Annotated in this window: 20 protein-coding genes; 7 read left to right on the plus strand and 13 right to left on the minus strand. The window is 67.9% G+C overall.

Annotated features, from left to right (window positions below; translation table 11 throughout):
* Positions 1-222 precede the first annotated feature (222 nt).
* Complete coding sequence (locus CAG41_RS13110) at positions 223-1,428, minus strand: MFS transporter (RefSeq protein WP_085656272.1); 1,206 nt, start codon at positions 1,426-1,428, stop codon at positions 223-225.
* Between the two features lie 130 nt (positions 1,429-1,558).
* Positions 1,559-5,848 (minus strand): DEAD/DEAH box helicase, encoded by a 4,290-nt coding sequence (locus tag CAG41_RS13115; RefSeq protein WP_085694688.1) that lies wholly within the window; start codon positions 5,846-5,848, stop codon positions 1,559-1,561.
* A gap of 298 nt (positions 5,849-6,146) precedes the next feature.
* Between CAG41_RS13115 and CAG41_RS13120 the strand changes: the two genes are divergently transcribed.
* Together CAG41_RS13120 and CAG41_RS13125 are read left to right on the plus strand one after the other, a co-directional pair.
* Complete coding sequence (locus CAG41_RS13120; RefSeq protein WP_085707080.1) at positions 6,147-7,031, plus strand: sugar nucleotide-binding protein; 885 nt, start codon at positions 6,147-6,149, stop codon at positions 7,029-7,031.
* Positions 7,024-7,953, plus strand: coding sequence for an NAD-dependent epimerase/dehydratase family protein (locus CAG41_RS13125; RefSeq protein WP_085585857.1), 930 nt, complete (start codon positions 7,024-7,026; stop codon positions 7,951-7,953). Before CAG41_RS13120 ends, CAG41_RS13125 begins: the two co-directional genes overlap by 8 nt.
* Positions 7,954-8,197: 244 nt before the next feature.
* Here the strand turns inward: CAG41_RS13125 and CAG41_RS13130 are convergent, their stop codons facing one another.
* The 8 genes from CAG41_RS13130 to CAG41_RS28825 form a co-directional block, all read right to left on the minus strand.
* Entirely contained in the window at positions 8,198-8,896 is a 699-nt protein-coding gene (locus CAG41_RS13130; protein ID WP_085585859.1) for an OmpW family protein, read from the minus strand.
* Positions 8,897-9,109: 213 nt separating this feature from the next.
* Entirely contained in the window at positions 9,110-9,628 is a 519-nt protein-coding gene (locus CAG41_RS13135) for a DUF3299 domain-containing protein (RefSeq protein WP_085585861.1), read from the minus strand.
* 11 nt (positions 9,629-9,639) lie between these two features.
* Complete coding sequence (locus tag CAG41_RS13140) at positions 9,640-10,905, minus strand: FtsX-like permease family protein (RefSeq protein WP_085633547.1); 1,266 nt, start codon at positions 10,903-10,905, stop codon at positions 9,640-9,642.
* A gap of 1 nt (position 10,906) precedes the next feature.
* Positions 10,907-11,617, minus strand: coding sequence for an ABC transporter ATP-binding protein (locus CAG41_RS13145; RefSeq protein WP_085585865.1), 711 nt, complete (start codon positions 11,615-11,617; stop codon positions 10,907-10,909).
* A gap of 29 nt (positions 11,618-11,646) precedes the next feature.
* Complete coding sequence (locus tag CAG41_RS13150; RefSeq protein WP_085633549.1) at positions 11,647-12,240, minus strand: DUF2796 domain-containing protein; 594 nt, start codon at positions 12,238-12,240, stop codon at positions 11,647-11,649.
* Positions 12,241-12,397: 157 nt separating this feature from the next.
* Positions 12,398-12,964: a hypothetical protein gene (locus CAG41_RS13155; protein ID WP_085707081.1), complete on the minus strand. Its 567-nt coding sequence runs from the start codon at positions 12,962-12,964 to the stop codon at positions 12,398-12,400.
* Positions 12,961-13,911 (minus strand): CHAP domain-containing protein, encoded by a 951-nt coding sequence (locus CAG41_RS13160; protein WP_085633553.1) that lies wholly within the window; start codon positions 13,909-13,911, stop codon positions 12,961-12,963. The genes CAG41_RS13155 and CAG41_RS13160 overlap by 4 nt, the downstream gene beginning before the upstream one ends.
* Entirely contained in the window at positions 13,908-14,489 is a 582-nt protein-coding gene (locus CAG41_RS28825) for a PAAR domain-containing protein (RefSeq protein ID WP_256575572.1), read from the minus strand. The genes CAG41_RS13160 and CAG41_RS28825 overlap by 4 nt, the downstream gene beginning before the upstream one ends.
* A gap of 134 nt (positions 14,490-14,623) precedes the next feature.
* On the opposite strand from CAG41_RS28825, the gene CAG41_RS13175 reads away from it, so the two are divergent.
* Positions 14,624-14,977 (plus strand): hypothetical protein, encoded by a 354-nt coding sequence (locus CAG41_RS13175; RefSeq protein ID WP_085585874.1) that lies wholly within the window; start codon positions 14,624-14,626, stop codon positions 14,975-14,977.
* Between the two features lie 4 nt (positions 14,978-14,981).
* On the opposite strand, the gene trxA is transcribed toward CAG41_RS13175, so the two are convergent.
* The 3 genes from trxA to CAG41_RS13190 all read right to left on the minus strand — a co-directional run bounded on the left by trxA (position 14,982) and on the right by CAG41_RS13190 (position 17,037).
* A complete protein-coding gene (gene trxA / locus CAG41_RS13180) occupies positions 14,982-15,854 on the minus strand; it encodes a thioredoxin (RefSeq protein ID WP_085585876.1) in 873 nt (290 codons plus the stop codon).
* Positions 15,855-15,922: 68 nt separating this feature from the next.
* Complete coding sequence (locus CAG41_RS13185) at positions 15,923-16,576, minus strand: methyltransferase (RefSeq protein WP_085585878.1); 654 nt, start codon at positions 16,574-16,576, stop codon at positions 15,923-15,925.
* Positions 16,573-17,037 carry a YbaY family lipoprotein gene (locus CAG41_RS13190; RefSeq protein WP_085585880.1) on the minus strand — a complete coding sequence of 155 codons (465 nt, stop codon included), beginning with the start codon at positions 17,035-17,037 and terminating at the stop codon, positions 16,573-16,575. Before CAG41_RS13190 ends, CAG41_RS13185 begins: the two co-directional genes overlap by 4 nt.
* A gap of 128 nt (positions 17,038-17,165) precedes the next feature.
* Between CAG41_RS13190 and nrdR the strand changes: the two genes are divergently transcribed.
* From nrdR to ribBA, 4 genes are read left to right on the plus strand one after another with little or no spacing between them, the layout of a single operon-like run.
* Positions 17,166-17,630: a transcriptional regulator NrdR gene (nrdR, locus tag CAG41_RS13195; RefSeq protein ID WP_007906838.1), complete on the plus strand. Its 465-nt coding sequence runs from the start codon at positions 17,166-17,168 to the stop codon at positions 17,628-17,630.
* Entirely contained in the window at positions 17,627-18,757 is a 1,131-nt protein-coding gene (gene ribD, locus CAG41_RS13200; RefSeq protein ID WP_085633559.1) for a bifunctional diaminohydroxyphosphoribosylaminopyrimidine deaminase/5-amino-6-(5-phosphoribosylamino)uracil reductase RibD, read from the plus strand. Before nrdR ends, ribD begins: the two co-directional genes overlap by 4 nt.
* A 47-nt stretch (positions 18,758-18,804) precedes the next feature.
* Positions 18,805-19,470 (plus strand): riboflavin synthase, encoded by a 666-nt coding sequence (locus CAG41_RS13205; RefSeq protein ID WP_085633561.1) that lies wholly within the window; start codon positions 18,805-18,807, stop codon positions 19,468-19,470.
* Between the two features lie 31 nt (positions 19,471-19,501).
* Positions 19,502-20,593 (plus strand): bifunctional 3,4-dihydroxy-2-butanone-4-phosphate synthase/GTP cyclohydrolase II, encoded by a 1,092-nt coding sequence (gene ribBA / locus CAG41_RS13210; protein WP_085585886.1) that lies wholly within the window; start codon positions 19,502-19,504, stop codon positions 20,591-20,593.
* Positions 20,594-20,601 lie beyond the last annotated feature (8 nt).

Raw genomic sequence — 20,601 nt, forward strand, 5'->3', positions numbered from 1 at the left:
GGCTACGGGCGGTAGAACGCCCTTGGGAGCAAGGGGCCTGGCCCCTGTGGTGCCTTCGCTGACGCCATCGCCAGCAGGCTGGCTCCCACAGGTTCAGCTGCCCCCCGCAATTCCTGTGGGAGCGGCGGTGCGACGACTCGACTTGCCCGCGATGACGGCGGCCGGTCCGGCATCAATGCCTCGGGCCGCCCGTCATCACTGGCAAACCACAGCCAGGAGAACTCAGTGCCCGACGACCACGCGGCCCGCCGTCGGCTCGGCATGCACCGGCCCCAGGCGATCCAGCCGGCCGCTCCACGCCGTCAGCGCCAGGGCCGCCAGCACCACCAGGCCGCCGATCCACGCGGTGTGGATCAGGCCCAGGTGTTCGACGATCAGCCCGCCGCCCCACGCCCCGCCGGCGATTCCCAGGTTGAACGCGGCGATGTTCAGCCCCGACGCCACGTCCACCGCCCGTGGCGTGTGATGCTCGGCCTGGCGCACCACGTACACCTGCAGGCCCGGCACGTTGCCGAACGCGACGGCGCCCCACACCAGCACGGTGGCCAGGGCCAGCCATGGGTTGGCGGCGGTGAAGGTCAGGGCGAACAGCACGGCGGCGAGCAGGGCGAAGATGATCTTCAGGGCGCCGATGGGCCCGCGCCGGTCCGCCAGACGGCCGCCCCAGAGGTTGCCCGCCGCGACGGACACGCCGTACACCAGCAGCACCAGGCTGACCGCCCCGGCGCTGAAGCCGGAGATGTCCTGAAGGATCGGCGCCAGAAAGGTGAAGGCGATGAACGAGCCGCCGTAGCCGATGGCGGTCATGGCGTACACCAGCAGCAGGCGCGGCTGCTTGAGCACCTGCAACTGCTGCACCAGCGACGCCGGTTGGCTGTGGGCGATGGACTTGGGCACGTACAGCAGGCTGCCGATGAACGCGACCACGCCCAGCGCCGACACGGCGAGGAAGGTTTCGCGCCAACCGAAATGCTGGCCGATGAACGTGCCCAGCGGCACTCCGGTGACCAGCGCCACGGTCAGGCCGGTGAACATCACCGCGATCGCGCTGGCGGCCTTTTCCTTGGGCACCAGGCTGGTGGCGATGGTCGAGCCGATGGAGAAGAACACCCCGTGGGCCAGGCCGGTGACAATCCGCGCCAGCACCAGCGACTCATAGGTCGGCGCCAGCCAGGCCAGCAGGTTGCCGAGGGTGAACAGCACCATCAACGACAGCAGCAACAGCTTGCGCGGGACTTTGCCGGTGAGGGCGGTGAGCACCGGGGCGCCGACGGCGACCCCGAGCGCGTACAGGCTGACCAGCAGCCCGGCGGACGGCAGGCTGACGCCCAGGTCGGCGCCGATGGTGGGAAGCAGGCCGACGATGACGAACTCGGTCGTCCCGATGGCGAATGCGCTGAGCGTCAGCGCGAGCAAGGCAATGGGCATGACTGCACTCCGGTAGGGAATTGGATGGAGCGCAGTGTCGGGGTTGGGGCCTTGCGGAAAAATACAGGGGCGGGCATTTGATATTTGCCGGCGAAGCAAAGATCCCGGCGAACCCCGTGACCGGGCGTTTCTAGCGGTGCTGGATCAGTTTGTTGCGCAGCGCCGTCATGTCGTCCGGCGCCAGCTCCAGCCAGTACTGCTGTTTGCCGGCGATCTCGGCGGCGGCTGGCACGCCGTCTCGGTACACCAGCCGGTTGCCCGCCAGCGCCGGCACTTTCGCGCCCGGCAACAGGGTACCGGCCAGGTTCAGCGGGTCGACCCCGCACACCGCCACCAGGCTGCCGTCGTGGGGCCGGCGGCGGACCTCGCGCAGCAGCGGGATCGCTTCAGGCAGGGCGAACTGCTCGCCCGCCAGGCCGCTGACGAAGCGCCCGCCACGGATTTCGCCCCGGGCCTCCAGGCGATGAAAGGTGTGGAGCAGCTCGCGCCAGCTCGGCAGCCAGTCCGCTTCGCGCTCCAGCAAGCGCCAGAACACCACGCCGTAGCGGCGCAGCAGGGTCATGGCGATGTGTTCCAGGGCTTTGGGTTTATCCACAGGCGCGCCGCGCCGCAGCAGGGCCCAGCGTCCGGCATCGTCCATGCCGCCGGCGAAGGCGCCGCGCCCGCGCCGGTGGCTGCGTTGCGGGCGTTTGCCGGCCGGAGCGGTCAGCGCCCGCAGACCGGCAAAGCTGTCGGCGTTCACCAGGCCCGCGCCCACCAGTTCCTGCAAGGCGATCTCCAGTTCCGAACGCAGCAAGTGCGCTTCGTGGATCAGTTCGTCGAAAAACAGCGCGCCGTGCAGGCTCAGGGCCTCGAACACTTTTTGGGCTTTGGGCGACAGTTCATCGCTCGGCGTCTGCTCGGTCAGCCCGCTCCACAGCCCCACCCGGCTGCGCGGCAGCAGCACCACCGGCGTGCTGCGCAGGGCGCTGGCGCCCGAGGCCGGTCGGGCGTTCAGGCGCATCCACACCTGTTTGCCGCTGCGGCACAGCTCGTCCAGCCAGCCCGGCGAATAGTCCTTGAGCCTGGCCGGCAGCAGGTCGCTGTCCCAGGCCGACGCGGCCGCCGGGTAGCCTTCGAACTGGGCGACGATGGCCGGCAGCACGGCGTTGCCCTGGCCTTGGGTGGCGGCGGACAGGTGCTGCCAGTCGAACAGGAAGCGCATGAAGTCCTGCAGCGTCACCGGTTCGATTTCCCGGCGCAGGCGCTTGACCGTGTAGCGGTGGATCCGCGCCAACAGGTGCCGCTCGCACCACTCTTCGACGTCCAGCCCCGGGGTGAAACGGCCACGCAGCACATAGCCCTCGTGCTCCAGCCGGGCCAGGGCCTGCCGGATGAGCGAGGCCGGCTGCGCCAGCGGTTCGCCGATGGCCTCCACCGGCAACGGGCCGAAGCCGCCGAGCCGGGCGCGGATCACCTCGACCAGCGCGTCATCGGCCGTCCAGGCTTCGTCGAAGCCGGGCAGCGGCTCCAGCGCCGGATGCCGTTCGGCCTGTGGATAAAGCGCCAGCAGACAAGCGAGGCGTTCCCGCGCCAGCCACAGTTCCTGCTGCGCACCGATCCGCAAACGGCAGGCGCGGCCGCTGTCGGCCAATGCTTCCAGCCATTGCGGCCAGCGTGGATCGGCCTGGGCCTCGCGGTCGCTGACGCAGGCCAGGCTCATCAGCGCTTCGTGCATTTCGTCGAGGTTGCCCGGTGCCGGCCAGGCCTCTTGCGCGACGGCGGCAATCGCCTCGGCGTCCAAGGCGCCGAGGTCGTCGGTGGACTGCGGATCGCTCCAGCGGCGGTTGAGCACCGCCTGGGTGCGGCGCTCCTCCAGCGGTGCGTCATCGAGGAAGGTGTAGGGGCGGGCGCTGAGGATCTCGGCGGCCAGCGGCGAGGGCGCCGGCAGGTCGCGGCTGACCAGGCGCACGTCGCCGCACTCGATGCGCCGCAGCAGGGCGAGCCAGCCTTCGGTGTCCATCGCTTCGTGCAGGCAGTCGTCGATCGTCTGCTCGACCAGCGGATGGTCCGGGATCTCACGCTCGCCGGCGAGGTTCTCAAGGCAGGCGATCTGGTCGGGAAACACGCTGGCGATCAGGTCTTCGCTTTTCATCCGCTGCAGCTGCGGCGCGACCTTGCGCCCGCCGACGAAGCGCGGCAAGGCCAGCGCCACCCCGGCGTTCCAGCGCCAGCGCACGCCGAACAGCGGCGCGTCCAGCAGCGCCTGGATCAGCACGTGTTCGGCGCTGTCGCTGCGCAGGTAACGCCAGACGTCGTCGAGGGCGAAGCTGTGGCTGGTGGACAGCGACAGCACGATGGCGTCTTCGCTGGCGGCCGCCTGCAGCTCGAAGTTGAAGGTACGGCAGAAACGCTTGCGCAGGGCCAGGCCCCAGGCGCGGTTGATGCGGCTGCCGAACGGCGAGTGGATGATCAGTTGGGTGCCGCCGGACTCGTCGAAGAAGCGCTCCATCAGCAGCGTGTCCTGGGAGGGCAGGGCGCCGAAGGATTGGCGGGCGCGGGCCAAGTAGTCCACCAGTTGCTCGGCGCTTTCGGGGTTCAGGCCGAGGGTCGCGGTCAGCCAGTCGAGGGCCGGTTGCAGGTCGCCAGGGTGGGCGCCGAGCAAGGCGTCGAGCTGCGCGTGCAGGCGGGCCACCGCCGCCGACAGTTCGGCGCTGCGTCCCGGCGCTTCGCCGAGCCAGAACGGGATGGTCGGCGGCTGGCCCTGGGCGTCCTCGACCCGCAGCTTGCCGGTCTCCACCCGCAGGATGCGGTAGGACGTGTTGCCGAGCTGGAACACATCGCCGGCGATGCTCTCCACGGCGAAATCTTCGTTGACGCTGCCGACATTCAGGCCCTGGGGCTCCAGCAGCACGCTGTAGTCGGCGTTGTCCGGGATGGTGCCGCCGCTGGTCACGGCGGTCAGCCGCGCGCCGCGCCGGCCGCGCAGGGTGCGGCCGACGGCGTCGCGGTGCAGGTAGGCGCTGCGGATGCCCTGGCGGCCGTTGTAGCCTTCGGCGAGCATCGTCAGCAGCGCCTGATAGTGCTTGTCGTCGAGGCCGGCATAGGGTTCGGCCTGGCGCAGCAGCGTCAGCAGCGAGGCTTCGTCCCATTCCCGGCAACTGACTTCGGCGACGATCTGCTGCGCCAGCACGTCCAGCGGCGCTTCGGGGATGTGCAGGCGGTCGAGTTCGCCCCGGCGCACGCAGTCGAGCAGGGCCGCGCATTCGATCAGGTCGTCGCGGGAGGTGGCGAACAGCCGGCCCTTGGGCGTGCCGCCGACCTGGTGCCCGGAACGCCCGACCCTTTGCAGGAACGCGGCGATCGAGCGCGGCGAGGCGATCTGGCACACCAAGTCGACCTCGCCGATGTCGATGCCCAGCTCCAGCGCGGCGGTGGCCACCAGCACGCGCAGCTCGCCGCGCTTGAGCCGCTGTTCGGCCTCCAGCCGGGATTCCTTGGCCAGGCTGCCGTGGTGCGCCGCCACCGCGTCCTTGCCCAGACGCTCGCTCAAGTGCCGGCTCAGGCGTTCGGCCAGGCGCCGGGTGTTGACGAACACCAGGGTGGTGCGGTGTTCGCGCACCAACGTGGCGAGGCGCTCGTAGACCAGTTCCCAGACGTCGTTGGCCATCACGGCCGACAGCGGCACGGGCGGCACTTCGATGCCCAAGTCCCTCGGCCGGGCGTGGCCGATGTCGATGATCTCGCAGGGGCGGCCGTGGCCGGCCAGGAACCGCGCCACCGTCTCGATGGGCGTTTGGGTGGCCGACAGGCCGATGCGCAACAGCGGCTCCGGGCACAAGGCCTGCAAACGCTCAAGGCTCAGGGCCAGGTGGCTGCCGCGCTTGCTCGCGGCCATGGCGTGGATCTCATCGACGATCACCGTGCGCACGGTGCCGAGCATCTGCCGCCCGGACTCCGAGCCGAGCAGCACGTAAAGCGATTCGGGGGTGGTCACCAGAATGTGCGGCGCGCGCTTGCGCATCGCGGCGCGGTCGTTCTGCGGAGTGTCGCCGGTGCGCACGGCGGTGGTGATCTCCAGCGCCGGCAGGTCCATCCGGCGCAATTGCTCGGTGATGCCCGCGAGCGGATCCTGCAGGTTGATGCGGATGTCGTTGGACAACGCCTTGAGCGGCGACACGTAGACCACCAGGGTCGCGTCCGGCAGCCCGTCCGGGTTTTCCAGGCCACGGCGCACGAGGTCGTCGAGCACGGCGAGGAAGGCGGTGAGGGTCTTGCCGGAGCCGGTGGGCGCCGCGATCAGGGTCGAACGGCGCTGGCGGATCAGCGGCCACGCGCGGGCCTGGGCGGCGGTGACCGTCGGGAAGGTGCTGGCGAACCAGGCGCTGACGGCGGGATGAAAGCCTGCCAGGGCGCTGTCGGCGGGGAGGGGCAGATTCATGGGGCCAGTTATGCGGGCGGGCGTTCGAAGATGCAAGTACCGCTGGGGATCTTCGGCGACACCGATCGCCGGCAGGCTCCCACAGGTTTTCGGGGGGACGACGCCCGTCCCTTGTGGGAGCCAGCCTGCTGGCGATGGGGCCTGTCGCCGCACCACAAAACCGGGGGGATCTACACTTTGCGGGTGACGGTTGCGCACTAAACCCGCAAAATGCAACGATTCCGGCAATGACCGGCGGCGGCGCCAGCCGCGCCGCCGCCATCGCCATGTTTCCCATCAGACTGGGCCTGCTGACTCTATGCGAATGCGCCTTATGTTACTGGGCGGCGGAAATGCCCTTGGGCAGGCGCTGATTCGCCTCGGTGCAGAGGAAGACATCGGTTTCCTCGCCCCCCGCCCGCCCGAAGACGGCTGGGATGCCGCGAGCCTGACCCAACTGCTCGACGACACCCGTCCCGACGCGTTGATCAACCTCGCCTACTATTTCGACTGGTTCCAGGCCGAGGCCGTCAGCGAAAGCCGCCTGGCCGGGCAGGAACGCGCCATCGAGCGTCTGGCCGAACTGTGCCAGCACCACAACATCATCCTGTTGCAGCCCTCCAGCTACCGGGTGTTCGACGGCTCCCGCGCCACCGCTTACAGCGAAAAGGACGAACCGGTGCCGCTGGGCCTGCGCGGCCAGGCCCTGTGGCGCATCGAACAGAGCGTGCGTGCCACTTGCCCGCAGCATGTGCTGCTGCGCTTCGGCTGGCTGCTGGACGACAGCCCAGAGGGCACGCTGGGCCGTTTCCTCGCTCGCGCCGAACAGCCGGACGAACTGCTCCTGGCCGATGACCGCCGGGGCAATCCGACCCCGGTGGACGACGCGGCACGGGTGATCATTTCGGTGCTCAAGCAACTCGATTGCGCGGCGCCGTTGTGGGGCACGTACCATTACGCCGGCCAGGAGGCGACCACGCCGCTGGCGCTGGGCCAGGCGATCCTGACCGAAGCGCGCGGCCTGCATCCGCTGGCCGTCGAGGCGCCGACCGCCCAGGCCCACGCCGCGCGTCCCGACGCCGCCGAAGAGCCGCAGCACACGGTGCTGGCCTGCAAGAAAATTCTGCACACCTTCGGGATCAAGCCGCGCGCCTGGCGCGCCGCGCTCCCGGGCTTACTGGATAGGTTTTACCGTCATGGCTGAAGGCCCTGTTTTAATCACCGGCGGCGCCGGTTTCATCGGCTCGCACCTGGTCGACGCACTGCTCGCCAAGGGCCGTTCGGTGCGGGTGCTCGACGACCTGTCCACCGGCAAGCGCAGCAACCTGCCGCTGGACAACCCCAAGGTCGAACTGGTGGTCGGCGATGTCGCCGACGCGGCGCTGGTCGCCACGGCGATGCAGGGCTGCAGCGCGGTCGCCCACCTGGCCGCTGTGGCCTCGGTGCAGGCGTCGGTGGACGACCCGGTGAAGACCCACCAGAGCAACTTCATCGGCACCCTCAACGTCTGCGAGGCCATGCGTGTGGCCGGCGTCAAACGTGTGCTGTTCGCCTCCAGCGCGGCGGTGTACGGCAACAACGGCGAAGGCCAGGCGATCGACGAAGACACCCCCAAGGCCCCGCTGACGCCCTATGCGTCGGACAAGCTGGCGGGCGAGCATTACTTTGATTTCTACCGGCGCCAGCACGGCCTGGAACCGGTGATCTTCCGTTTCTTCAACATCTTCGGACCGCGCCAGGATCCGTCCTCGCCGTACTCCGGCGTGATCAGCATCTTCAGCGAGCGGGCGCAGAAGGGCCTGCCGATCACCGTGTTCGGCGACGGCGAGCAGACCCGCGATTTCCTCTACGTCGAGGATCTGGTCGATGTGCTGGTGCAGGCCATCGAGAAGCCCGAAGCGCAGCCGGGTGCGGTGAACGTCGGCTGGAACCGCGCGACCAACCTCAAGCAGATGCTGGCCGAGCTGGAAAAGGTCGTCGGGCAACTGCCGACCGTGAGCTACGGCCCGGCCCGCTCCGGCGACATCCGCCACTCGCGGGCCGACAACCGGCGTTTGCTGGAGCGCTTCGAACTGCCGGCGCAGACGCCGATGAGCGTCGGCCTGGCGCGGCTGTTGGGCCGCTAAGCCGCCACAAACAAAAAAGGCGCCTTTGCAGGCGCCTTTTTTGCGGGCGGGGTATCGCGGTGAAGCCCGATGCGATCCCTGTGGCGAGGGAGCTCGCTCCCGCTCGACTGCGCAGCAGTCGCAGATCCGGTCAACGCGGTTTTTCTGAAGCACCGCTTCTGTCCGGTCCGGGGCCGCTTTCGCAGCCCGGCGGGAACGAGTCCCCTCGCCGCATTAGCCCTCATCCACCACCACGTGAACGTTCTTAGAACTTGTAGCCCAGACCGACCATGTACACAAACGGATCGACGTCCACGTTCACCCGTGCGCGGGTGCCCGGGGCCACGGCGTTGTTCTCCACGGTGGCGCGGGTGTCGATGTCGATGTAGCGCACCTGGGCGTTGAGCATGATGTTGTCGGTCAGCATGTAGTCGGCGCCCACCTGCCAGGCCAGGCCCCAGGAGTTCTTCGCCTTGAAGTTGCTGAAGCCGTTGGACTGGGCCTGGCTGCCGACGTGTTCGTCGTAGATCCAGGTGTAGTTGATGCCGCCGCCGATGTACGGCTGGAAGGCCGATTTCGAGTCCAGCGGGTAGTAGACCAGGCTCAGGGTCGGCGGCAGGTGCTTGAGGGTGCCGAGCTTGCCGTTGGCGGCGGCCAGGCCCGTGCCCTTGAGCTTCACGTCATGTTCGAACGGGGTCGCGGCGAGCAGCTCGACGCCCAGGTTCGGCGTGATCATGTAGGCGAAGTTCAGGCCCAGCTGAGTGTCGCTGCTCATGGTCGCCTTGCCGCCCAGGTTGGCGCCGCTCAACGGACCCTGGTCGACCTTGACGCTGGAGCTGTCGGCCTTCGGGTTGACGGTGATCGCGCCGGCGCGAACGATGATGTCGCCGGCTTCGTGGGCATGGGCGAGCGGGGCTGCGAGCGCAAATGCAAACAGCGAGGCGCTGAGCAAGGACTTGTTCATGGGGGCTCCAAAAGGACGTTGAAAAGGTTCGATGTCCAAATGGTACGGAGCCGTCTGATACGGTCTTTTGATTCAGCTCAATGAAACAGTGATCGTCGTTTTTTCTGCGGAACTTCGCCGGCCCCCGCTTGGATTTGTGCCTGAACACCGATCCCTGTGGGAGCCAGCCTGCTGGCGATGGCGAGCGCCCAGGCCTCGCCGCAGCCGGCGGATTCACTCCGGCAGTTCATAGACATAGATCTTGTCCGCCGCCATCTGATACCCGGCATCGGCCAGTTCGCTGGTGGACGGCTTGACCTGCAGCGGCCCCTCGACCCAGTAGGGCTGGTACAGCTCGTCGAGCTTCACGCCCAGCTCGCTCTTCACGTGCACGATCTGGTTCGACGGCGGTGGCGGCACGTGGATGCAGGCGCCGAAGTACGGCACCAGGAGGAAGTCCGTGGTGCGGCCTTCCTCGCTGACCTCCAGCGGCACGATGTAGCCCGGCAGGCGCACGTTCTGCCCGTCGAGGCTCTGCACCACCGGGGCGTTGGGCATGTCCTGCTTGGCCGCCGGGGCGGACTCGGCGGACAGCGCGTCGCCCATCTTCGACAGGTCGTGCAGCGGCGTCATGTTCGGCGTCTCCGCCGGCGCGTCCGGCGGGATCATCTCCGACCAGGTCAGGTCTTTCGGCGCGGCCGCCCACACGGGCAGGGCCATCAGCAACAGCAGCGCGAGCGCGGCGCGGGGCATGGGGGACATCCTCATAGTCGGATCGACAGGCCATCGGCCAGGGATTGGCGGTAGGCGCGCCAGGCCGGCACGCTGCCCATCAGCAGCGCGGCCGCCAGAATGCCACCGAGCAGCGTCCATTCATACTCGCTCGGCCAGGCCAGCGGCAGGTACAGCCCGTAGTTGGCCTGCACGTAACCTTGCGCCACGGCGATGCCGGCGTACAGCAAGGCCAGCCCGGCCACTGTCCCGGCCAGCGCCAGGGCAAAGGCTTCCAGCACCAGCAAGCTTGCGATGTGCCAGGGCCGTGCGCCCACCGAACGCAGGATCGCCATCTCCCGGCGGCGTTCGTTGAGGCTGGTGAGGATCGCCGTGAGCATGCCGATCAACCCGGTCAGCACGACGAACAGCGACACCACGAACAGGGCCTTTTCGGCGGTGCCCATCAGGCTCCACAGCTCCTGGAGGGCCACGCCGGGCAGGATCGCCAGCAGCGGTTCGCCGCGGAATTCGTTGATCTCCCGTTGCAGGGCGAACGTGGAGATCTTGCTGTTGAGGCCGAGCATGAATGCGGTGATCGCCTGGGGCGTCAGGTCCATGTTGCGCGCCTGGTCGGCGCTGATCCGCCCGTTGCCCCGGGCCGGCACGCCGTTGTGCCAGTCGATGTGAATCGCCTCCATGCCGCCCAGGCTGATGTGCAGCGTGCGGTCCACCGGCGTGCCGGTGCGCTGGAGGATGCCGACCACCGTGAACGGCTTGTCGTCGTGCTTGACCAGGCTGATCGCCGCCACGCCGTGGGCCAGCACCAGTTTGTCGCCGAGCTTGTAGTGCAGCGCCTCGGCCACTTCGGCGCCGAGCACCACTTCGAACGGATCGGTGGCGAAGGCACGGCCGTCGGCCAGGGCCAGGTGCTGCTGGCGGCCGTAAAGGTAATGCTCGAAGTAGGCGCCGGTGGTGCCCATCACCCGGTAGCCCCGGTGGGAGTCGCCGAGGGACATGGGGATCGCCCATTTCACTTTCGGGTCGTTGGCGAACCGCTCGAAGCTGTCCCAGCGGATGTTGTTGGTGGCGTTGCCGATGCGGAACACCGAGTACAGCAGCAGGTTCACCGAGCCCGAGCGGGCACCGACGATCAGGTCGGTGCCGCTGATGGTGCTGGCGAAACTGGCCTTGGCCTCGGTGCGCACCCGTTCCACCGCCAGCAGCAGGCAGACGGAGAGGGCGATCGCGAACGCGGTCAGCAGGGCGGTGAAGCGGCGGTTGGCGAGGCTGGCCATGGCCAGGCGGAACAGATACATCTCAGACCTCGGCGGACGTGGCGGCGCGATTGAGTTCGGCCAGGGACAGGTGACGGTCGAACAGCGGGGCCAGGCTCTGGTCGTGGCTGACGAACAGCAGGCTCGATCCGGCATCGCGGCATTCGGCGAACAGCAGGCGGAGGAAGTTTTCCCGGGCATCGTGGTCCAGCGCCGAGGTGGGTTCGTCGGCGATCACCAGTTCCGGCTGACCGATCAAGGCCCGTGCCGCCGCCACCCGTTGCTGCTGGCCGATGGACAGCGAGTCGGCGCGGCGGCCAAGGATGCCTTTATCGTTCAGGCCCAGGTGGGCGAGCAGGGTGGCGGCGGCCTGGTCGACGCTGCCGTGGCGCTGCTTGGCCCGCTGCGCCCGCAGCTTCGAGAAGTGGCAGGGCAGCTCGACGTTCTCGCGCACCGACAGGAACGGCAGCAGGTTGAACTGCTGGAAGATGTAGCCGGTGTGATCGACCCGGAAGCGGTCGCGGGCGCCGGCGCCGAGGTCGGTCAGTTCCTGGCCGAGCAGGCGGATGCTGCCGCGGCCGGGCTTCTGCACCCCGCCGAGCAGGCCGAGCAGGGTGGTCTTGCCGCTGCCGCTGGGGCCTTTGAGGAACAAGGTCTCGCCGGCCTCCAGACGGAACGCCGGGATGTCCAGCAGCGGCGGGTGGCCGGGCCAGCTGAAGCCCAGGTCCGACAGTTCGATGAGTGCTTGGGTCATGGTGCCGATCCCACAGGGTTGGGGTGGGTTCAGAACTTCAGGGCCGCGGCCTTGGCCGTCACTTCGGTGCCTTGCTGACCGCTTGGGCCGATCAGTTGCACCTGGATTTTCTGGGTGGCCGGGAAGGTGCTGAACACCTTCGAAAGGTCCAGTGCCTTCAGCGTACCCGGCGTCGCGCAGCTGAACTGGTAGTGGGCGTGGATCTCGCTGTGGTCGTGGTGATGCTCGTGGCCGTCCTTGTCGGCTTCCTCGTCATGGTCGTCGTCGGCGTCGGGCTTGTCGCCGAACAGCGGGCTTTCCAGTTCCTGGCGGGTGACCTTGCAGCCGGCGGCGGCCGGCAGGCTGAACAGCGCCAGCGGTTGCTCGAGCTGCGCGCGGGCGGCGGCGACCTTGGCCTTGTCGGCTTCGCTGGTGGCGGCATGTTCGAAGCCGACCAGGTTCATCGCCGGGCTTTCCAGTTCCAGCTCCAGGGTCTGGCCGTCGAGCGCCGCGTTCAGGCGGCCGACGCCATGCTCGTGGGCACCGAGGCTGCCGTGTTCGTGGTCATGGTCGTGCTCGTCGGCGGCCTGGGCGACGGCCAGCGGCAACAGGGCAAACGGCAAAGCGAGCAGCAGACGGCGCATGGCGGTCTCCGGAAAGTAAAGTGAAGAGTTTGTTATGTAATCTTATAACGAAAGTGCGGAGAGTTTGCCCGCCCGCCCCGCATTGCGCAAGACATGAGCGCACGTTGCCCGCGCCAGGTCGCGGGCAACGCTCAGGTGTTCGAAGGCGTCCGGACGGTCAGAACCCGTTGCCCGGATAGTCGAACCAGTAACGGCCCGACAGCACCTGACGGATGAAGCCGGGCTCCAGCACGTCCGGCGCATCGCGGTTGAAGCGCTGGCGCCAGGCCGGCAGCCACCAGTAATCGACGGCCGTGCCGCGTGGGTGCACCACCAGCGTCAGCACCTCCCGGTCGATGCTGGCCTGTTCGTACAGCTGGTGGCTGCGTTCCATGAAGCCCAGGTACTGGCTGATCGGCAGCCGGAACATCAGCGCGGTGGCGTAGACCTTCTCGCTCTGGCTGAACGCCGGGTTCTGCAGGATCTGCACGGCCTCGCAGGCATAGGCTTGGGGTTGATCGGCGATCACGCGGCCCTGGGGCGTGGAGAGCACGTCGAAGCGGTTGTCGAGTTCGCGCCAGTCCACCCGGCCGTTGCGCTCGAAGTAGCCGTGGACGAAGGCGCTCAGGGGCCCCGGCGCGCCGTCGCCGGGCGGGCAGGCCGTCAGGTCGGCGGGCGACCAGGACCGCCAGGCCGCGATCAGCGCCAGCGCAAGCACCGGGAAAATCCAGAAGAGTCGTTTCATTGGGGTGTGCTGTGCTTGTACCGTCGGAAAATGGTGAAGTCATGGTCGCTGTCGATGCCGTTGCCGGCGATCTGCCGGAAGCCGGCGTCGTTGACTTCGACCCTCTCCCAGCCGGCGGAAATGCACACGCCCTGTGCCAGGATAAAGCCGACGTGACCGCTCGCGTTGGAATAATTGACAGCATACGCGCCGATGTCGCCGGGTAAAGCCGAACGCTCCACCTTCCAGCTGTTGAGCAGCCGGGTGTCGTCGGCCCACTCGCCGGCCAGCGGCGGGCTGAGGTTCTTGACGCCCGGCAAGTACTTCGATTTGCCGTGCTCGATCAGCGCCACGTTGACCCCGATGGAGGTCAGCACGTCGTACACGAACAGGTTGCATTTGTTGGTGCCGGCCGCGAACTCCACGCTCTGCTTGAGCGTCGGGTGCTCCAGCGACCTTTTGCTCGTTTTGCCGGCCCATGCCGTGGAGCCCCGGTGCTGTAGGGCCGCGAGCAGTATCCGGCGCGGCATGTCCTGGATCATCACCTTGACGGTGCGGGTCTGGTTCTTGCGCTTGACCCCGTATTCCACCTCATAGAAAACATCGTTCGTGACGGCGCCGGTGGTGGACAAGGGCACCCTGACCCAGGGCGACACGGCCACCATCGTCAGGCGTGTGCCCGGGGTCAGCGTGGCGGTGTTGAGCGCCTTCTGCGCGCCGGAAGTCCCGACGACCCGCAGGCTGACTTCATGGCTGTCGCGGGTCTTGATGGTCTTGGTCTTTCCCGTGTCCTTGATGGTGACGAGGGTCTGCACCTTGTCCGGCTGCAGCAGATACGTCTGGTCGGGGCCGTCCGCTTGGGTGATCGCGTCGTCGATGACGTTGCCGTCGATCAGCAGCTGAAACTTCACGCCCCGGGGCGCCTGCATCAGGAAGTCCTTAAAGACCAGTCTGATTTCCGATTTCATGACGCCTCCTGATCCAGCGGCTCTTCGTAGACATAGAACGACCACTCGGCGTCTTCGCCGACCAGCAGGGTGTCGTAGTCTTCGGGGTTCTCCACGGCGTGTTCGCAGCCTTCGCCGGTGGCTGTGCAGGTGCTGTCTTCGAGAATGGCGGCCTTGTTCTTGTCCTTGAGGCGGTAGGCCAGGCCCGGTTTCTCGGTGTCGTCCTGGCGCTCGACGATCACCTGCAGATACCGGCGGGAGGCCAGGGCGGCGATGGGCGGGCCCATGTCGATGGGCGCCGGCCGGCCGATGCCGGCGTAGCCGCTGTGCTGTTGGGTCAGTACCTTGTTGGCCATGGGCGGGCAGCCGCAGGCGACGTAGTCGCCCTCAAGCGCCGCGGGGCCTGCGGGCAGCATCAGGGTGCGCTCTCCCACCGCGACGATCGGCCCTTGGCCCGCGCTGCAGGCCGGGCAACTGGCGAGCTGCCCGATGGAGGCGATGATCTGCCCTTCGATCCTGAGATTTTCATTGCCTTCGAGCACCACGCCACCGGTAGAGGTGGGGGCTCCCTTGGAGGCCAGTTTCCTGCCTGCGGACATGGGCATCCTTCCCATGGAAAAAACAGAAATATAGACGCTCCCGGAGAATCTGCCCGGAGGCCGCTCATCGTGCGCTTGGCGTTGCGCACCGGCCATGGGAGCATGCCGGCCATACAGATGCGGGAGCGAAGCTTATGTTGCGGATACGCGGAACCGTCGGCGATGTGCCGGTGGACTTGACGCTGGAACTGGATGACGGCGACTGGGCGCGGCTCGGTACGCACTTCGGCGCATCCTTGCAGGCGGCGCCGCAGGCCGCCGCAACGCCTGCGGCGAAACCGTCGAATCAGGACGACGCATTGTGGCAGACCGCGCAGGAGCTGCTGCGCAAGGCCGGGCAGCTCAGCGGGCCGGACCTGCTGGAGCAACTGGAAGGGCTGACCGGCAGCGCCGCGGCGGGCAAGCGCCTGCTGGTGCGGCTGCGCCACTCGTCGCAGGTGAAGGTGGCGAGCGGCGGGGATACGCCGCTCTACAGCTGGACCGAGTGACCGGTCAGTACAGCGCCGCGAACACCTTGCGCCGGTAGACGGTCACCAGCGGGTGATCGTTGCCCAGCAGTTCGAACACTTGCAGCAGGGTCTTGTGCGGCAGGCCTTCGCCGTAGCTGCGGTTGCGGATGAACAGCTTGAGCAGGGCGTCCAGTGCCGCTTCGTATTGCTGGCGGGCCAGTTGCTGGATCGCCAGTTGGTACACCGCTTCATCGTCCTGCGGGTTCTGCGCAAGGCGCGCCTTGAGCTCGGCGGCGTCCGGCAGGTCCCGGGCCAGGCCGAGGAACTTGATCTGGGCCTTGGCCCCGGCCAGCGCGGCCTTGTGCTCATCGCTCTTGACCGCGTCGAGCACGGTCTGCGCCTCGCCCAGCTCGCCGCGTTCGGTGAGGCAGCGGGCATACAGGATCAGCGCCTTGGCGTTGGTGTTGTCTTCGCCCAGGATCGCGACCAGCGCCGCTTCGGCGTCCGCGAACCGGCCGGCGTCGAACAGCGCCTGGGCCTGTTCGAACGGGTCGGCGGCGGCCGGCGGCGGCATCTGCACATGGGGCTCGAGCATCGCGCGCACGGCGGACTCGGGCTGCGCGCCGGCAAAACCGTCCACCGGCTGGCCGTCCTTGAACAGCACCACGGTCGGCAGGCTGCGGATGCCGAAGCGGGCGACGATGTCCTGCTCGATGTCGCAGTTGACCTTGGCCAGCAGCAGCTCGCCCTGATAGCTCTCGGCGATGCCCTGGAGCATCGGCATCAGCGCCTTGCACGGCGCGCACCATTCGGCCCAGAAATCCACCAGCACCGGTTTGTGGAAGGAGTTCTCGATCACCGACCGGTCGAAATCGGCGGTCGTGGCGTCGAAGATGTAGGGCGTTTGCTCGCTCATGGGGGCTCTCGTGAAAGCGTGGATGGGGCAACTATACGGGGTGGCGGGGTGTGGCCGGAAGCGGTTGGCTAGCGCCGCGCATGGTAAAGGCTGACATGCCGGAACTCTTCCGGTTCGGCCAGATCCGGCAGGGTCATGGCCTCCAGCATCTCGATGCGGGTGTACTGCGGATGGCGGAAGTCGCGCACCCGGGAGTCGGCCACCAAGGCCTCGCGCCCACGGCTGAGGAACGCGTCGAGCAGCGGCAGGTTGGCCCGGTCGTAGAGCACGTCGGCGACCAGGATCAGGTCGAAGCGATCCGCCTCGGCGAAGAAGTCCGTCGAGTAGCCCATCTCCACGCCGTTGAGGCTTGCGTTGGCCCGGCACGCGGCAATCGCCAACGGGTCGAGGTCGCAGGCCACCACTTCCAGCGCGCCGGCCTTCACGGCGGCGATCCCGGCGATGCCGGAGCCTGCGCCGAAGTCCAGCACGCGCTTGCCCCTGACCCATTCGGGATGTTCGGCCAGGTAACGCGCCACCGCCAGGCCGCTGGCCCAGCAGAAGCTCCAGTATGGCGGCTCGTGGAGGATGCGGCGGGTTTCGTCCGGGGTGAATTCCCGGGCCATGTTGTCGCCGTCGATCAGCCACAGGCGCAGATCGGTGCCCGGCAGCGGGCAAGCCACCAGCCGGGCGTCGCCGAGCAGTCCGCTCAAGGCCTGCTGCAGGTCGAACGGTGCATTCATGGCGCTTTGACGAACTGCAGCGGGCCCAGTGCCTGGGTGGTCGGCTGGGTGATGGCCTGCGACGGCAGGTGCAGGATCAACTGGCCGGACTGGCTGGCGCGGCCTCGCAGCTCGACCCGGGCGCCGGCGGGGAAGGCGTCGGGGTTGAAGCGCAGGTGGAACGGCAGCGCCCGGTCGTTGCCGATCAGCGTGGCGCTGGCCAGCAGTTGCTGCGGCCGGTCCTTCTCGTCGATCACCAGCAGCGCCAGTTCGACTTCGGCGCCGGCGGGCACGCCTTGCAGGGTGCCGCTCAGCTCGCGCTGGTAGGCCGGCAGCGGGCCGAGGTCGGCGGCTTCCCGGGCCTTTTTCTGCGCCTGCTGCGGCGCAGGGCCCGGTGTCGGCGGCTGGGGCTTGGGCGCATCGCTGCCGCAGGCCACCAGCAGGCCGAAGAGACTGAGCAAAACGAGCGGACGTAACGGCATTGGCGGCTCCGTAAAAGTGAAATCCATGGATCGTCAGATCATGGCAGTCTGTATACCGCAAAGCCTATGGCTTGTCTTGCCACGGGGATGCGCTACCATGGCCCTCCCATTTTTTGTTGCCAGCCACCATGCACTGTCCCTTCTGCGGTGCCAACGACACCAAGGTCATCGACTCGCGTCTGGTCGCCGAGGGCGAGCAGGTGCGCCGCCGGCGTGAATGCCTGGCCTGCGGCGAACGTTTCACGACGTTCGAGACGGCCGAGCTTGTGTTGCCGCGCCTGATCAAAACCGACGGCAGCCGCCAACCCTTCGACGAAGAGAAACTGCGCGCCGGCATGCAGCGTGCGCTGGAGAAACGTCCCGTCAGCGTCGAGCGCCTCGAGTCCTCCCTGGTGCACATCAAGCACAAGCTGCGCGCCACCGGCGAGCGCGAGGTCAAGTCCCTCGTGGTGGGTGAGTTGGTGATGGCCGAACTGAAAAAACTCGACGAAGTCGCCTACATCCGCTTCGCGTCGGTGTACCGCCGCTTCCAGGACCTCAACGAGTTCCGCGAAGAGATCGACCGCCTGGCCCGCGAACCGGTGAAAGAATGACCGCCGCCGAACAGGCCATCCTCGACGCGCACTTCATGGCCCGGGCCCTGGAGCTGGCGCGCAGGGGCCACTACACCACCCACCCGAACCCGCGGGTCGGCTGCGTGGTCGTGCGCGACGGGCAGATCGTCGGCGAAGGCTGGCACGAACGCGCCGGCGAACCCCACGCCGAAGTCCACGCCCTGCGCGCCGCCGGCGAGCAGGCCCGGGGCGCCACCGCCTACGTCACCCTTGAGCCGTGCAGCCACCATGGCCGCACGCCGCCGTGCGCCGACGCGCTGGTCAAGGCCGGCGTCGGGCGGGTGGTGGCGGCGATGCAGGATCCGAATCCGCAGGTCGCAGGCCAGGGCCTGCAACGCCTGGCCGACGCCGGTATCGCCACCGCCAGCGGGGTGCTGGAAGGCGAGGCGCGCAAGCTCAACGAAGGCTTTCTCAAGCGCATGGAGCACGGCTTGCCGTTCGTGCGGGTCAAGCTGGCCATGAGCCTCGACGGCCGCACGGCCATGGCGAGCGGCGAGAGCCAGTGGATCACCGGCCCCGCCGCGCGCTCGGCGGTGCAGCGCCTGCGGGCCCAGGCCAGCGTGGTGCTGACCGGCGCCGACACGGTGCTGGCCGATGGCGCACGCTTGACCGTGCGGGCTGACGAATTGGGGCTGGATGCGGCGCAGACCGCGCTGGCCATGAGCCGGCCGCCGCTGCGGGTGCTGGTCGACGGCCGCCTGCGGGTGCCGCTGGATGCGCCGTTCTTCAAGGCCGGTCCCGCGCTGGTCGCCACCTGCGCGGCCGTGGAAGAGCAGCACGTCGACGGCCCCGAATGCCTGCACGTGCCGGGCGATGACGGCCAGGTCGACCTGCGCCGGCTGCTGGCCGAACTGGCCGGCCGCGGCGTCAACGAAGTGCTGGTCGAAGCCGGGCCGCGCCTGGCCGGTGCCTTTGCGCAGCAGGGGCTGGTCGACGAGTTCGTGATCTTCATCGCCGGCAAGTTCTTGGGCTCTGCGGCGCGTCCGCTGCTCGACTGGCCGCTGGCGTATATGAAGGACGCGCCGGAACTGAAAATCAGCGAAATCCGCGCGGTGGGCGATGACTGGCGAGTCACCGCAATCCCTCTGCCTGCCGCGAGCGTATAATTACCGGCCATCGCGTTAGCGCAGGCGCCGTTCTCAAGGAGAACCCCATGTTCACCGGCATCATCGAATCCATCGGCAGCATCCGTGCACTGACCCCCAAGGGCGGTGACGTGCGGGTGCATGTCGAAACCGGCAAGCTCGACCTGAGCGACGTCAAGCTGGGCGACAGCATCGCGGTCAACGGCGTTTGCCTGACGGCGGTCGAACTGCCGGGCAACGGCTTCGCCGCCGACGTCAGCCGCGAAACCCTCGACTGCACCGCCATGAATGACCTCAAGAGCGGCAGCCCGGTCAACCTGGAAAAGGCCCTGACCCCGACCACCCGCCTGGGCGGGCACCTGGTCAGCGGCCACGTCGACGGCGTCGGCGAGGTGGTGTCGCGCAGCGACAACGCCCGCGCCGTGGAATTTCGCATCCGCGCGCCGAAGGAACTGGCCAAGTACATCGCCCACAAGGGCTCGATCACCGTCGACGGCACCAGCCTGACGGTGAACGCGGTCGACGGCGCCGAGTTCCTGCTGACGATCATTCCGCACACCCTGAGCGAAACCATCATGGCGTCCTACAAGCCGGGCCGCCGGGTGAACCTGGAGGTCGACCTGCTGGCGCGCTACCTGGAGCGCCTGCTGCTGGGCGACAAGGCCGCCGAGCCGAGCGCCGGCGGCACCATCACCGAAAGCTTCCTGGCCGCCAACGGCTATCTCAAATCCTGAAACTCAATTTCTGAAAGAATGGGGGTGCCTTGTGGCGCTCAATAGCATCGAAGAGCTGGTTGAAGACATCCGCCAAGGCAAGATGGTCATCCTCATGGATGACGAAGACCGCGAGAACGAAGGCGACCTGATCATGGCCGCCGAATGCTGCAAGGCCGAGCACATCAACTTCATGGCCAAGCATGCCCGCGGCCTGATCTGCATGCCGATGACCCGCGAGCGCTGCGAGACCCTGAAGCTGCCGCTGATGGCGCCGCGCAACGGTTCCGGGTTCGGCACCAAGTTCACCGTGTCGATCGAGGCCGCCGAAGGCGTGACCACCGGCATCTCCGCCGCCGACCGCGCCCGCACCGTGCAGGCGGCGGCCGCCAAGGACGCCAAGGCCGAAGACATCGTCAGCCCCGGCCACATCTTCCCGCTGATGGCCCAGGCCGGCGGCACCCTGGCCCGCGCCGGCCACACCGAAGCCGCCTGCGACCTGGCGCGCATGGCCGGTTTCGAGCCGAGCGGGGTGATCTGCGAAGTGATGAACGACGACGGCACCATGTCCCGCCGCGCGGAACTGGAAACCTTCGCTGCCGAACACAACATCAAGATCGGCACCATCGCCGACCTGATCCACTACCGGATGATCCACGAACGTACCGTTCAGCGGATCGCCGAGCAGCCGCTGGACAGCGAACTGGGCCAGTTCAACCTGGTCACCTACCGTGATTCGGTCGAAGGCGACGTGCACATGGCCCTGACCCTGGGCAACGTCTGCGCCGAAGAGCCGACCCTGGTGCGCGTGCACAATATGGATCCGCTGCGCGACCTGCTGATGGTCAAGCAACCGGGCCGCTGGAGCCTGCGCGCCGCCATGGCCGCCGTGGCCGAGGCCGGCAGCGGCGTGGTGCTGCTGCTCGGTCACCCGCTCGACGGCGACGTGCTGCTGGCGCACATCCGCGAGACCGGCGATCAGGCGGCGGCGAAAAAGCCGACCACCTACAGCATCGTCGGCGCCGGTTCGCAGATCCTGCGCGACCTGGGCGTGCGCAAGATGCGCCTGATGAGCGCGCCGATGAAGTTCAACGCGATATCCGGTTTCGATCTGGAAGTTGTAGAATACGTGCCCTCCGAATGATGACCGGT

The organism is Pseudomonas sp. B35(2017), assembly GCF_002113645.1.
Lineage (GTDB): Bacteria > Pseudomonadota > Gammaproteobacteria > Pseudomonadales > Pseudomonadaceae > Aquipseudomonas > Aquipseudomonas ekonensis.

Coding starts and splice junctions, on each gene's coding strand:
- CAG41_RS13110 (WP_085656272.1), bottom strand. CDS start 1,428: ATGCCCATTGCCTTGCTCGCGCTGACGCTCAGCGCATTCGCCATCGGG.
- CAG41_RS13115 (WP_085694688.1), bottom strand. CDS start 5,848: ATGAATCTGCCCCTCCCCGCCGACAGCGCCCTGGCAGGCTTTCATCCC.
- CAG41_RS13120 (WP_085707080.1), top strand. CDS start 6,147: ATGCGAATGCGCCTTATGTTACTGGGCGGCGGAAATGCCCTTGGGCAG.
- CAG41_RS13125 (WP_085585857.1), top strand. CDS start 7,024: ATGGCTGAAGGCCCTGTTTTAATCACCGGCGGCGCCGGTTTCATCGGC.
- CAG41_RS13130 (WP_085585859.1), bottom strand. CDS start 8,896: ATGAACAAGTCCTTGCTCAGCGCCTCGCTGTTTGCATTTGCGCTCGCA.
- CAG41_RS13135 (WP_085585861.1), bottom strand. CDS start 9,628: ATGCCCCGCGCCGCGCTCGCGCTGCTGTTGCTGATGGCCCTGCCCGTG.
- CAG41_RS13140 (WP_085633547.1), bottom strand. CDS start 10,905: ATGTATCTGTTCCGCCTGGCCATGGCCAGCCTCGCCAACCGCCGCTTC.
- CAG41_RS13145 (WP_085585865.1), bottom strand. CDS start 11,617: ATGACCCAAGCACTCATCGAACTGTCGGACCTGGGCTTCAGCTGGCCC.
- CAG41_RS13150 (WP_085633549.1), bottom strand. CDS start 12,240: ATGCGCCGTCTGCTGCTCGCTTTGCCGTTTGCCCTGTTGCCGCTGGCC.
- CAG41_RS13155 (WP_085707081.1), bottom strand. CDS start 12,964: ATGAAACGACTCTTCTGGATTTTCCCGGTGCTTGCGCTGGCGCTGATC.
- CAG41_RS13160 (WP_085633553.1), bottom strand. CDS start 13,911: ATGAAATCGGAAATCAGACTGGTCTTTAAGGACTTCCTGATGCAGGCG.
- CAG41_RS28825 (WP_256575572.1), bottom strand. CDS start 14,489: ATGTCCGCAGGCAGGAAACTGGCCTCCAAGGGAGCCCCCACCTCTACC.
- CAG41_RS13175 (WP_085585874.1), top strand. CDS start 14,624: ATGTTGCGGATACGCGGAACCGTCGGCGATGTGCCGGTGGACTTGACG.
- trxA (WP_085585876.1), bottom strand. CDS start 15,854: ATGAGCGAGCAAACGCCCTACATCTTCGACGCCACGACCGCCGATTTC.
- CAG41_RS13185 (WP_085585878.1), bottom strand. CDS start 16,576: ATGAATGCACCGTTCGACCTGCAGCAGGCCTTGAGCGGACTGCTCGGC.
- CAG41_RS13190 (WP_085585880.1), bottom strand. CDS start 17,037: ATGCCGTTACGTCCGCTCGTTTTGCTCAGTCTCTTCGGCCTGCTGGTG.
- nrdR (WP_007906838.1), top strand. CDS start 17,166: ATGCACTGTCCCTTCTGCGGTGCCAACGACACCAAGGTCATCGACTCG.
- ribD (WP_085633559.1), top strand. CDS start 17,627: ATGACCGCCGCCGAACAGGCCATCCTCGACGCGCACTTCATGGCCCGG.
- CAG41_RS13205 (WP_085633561.1), top strand. CDS start 18,805: ATGTTCACCGGCATCATCGAATCCATCGGCAGCATCCGTGCACTGACC.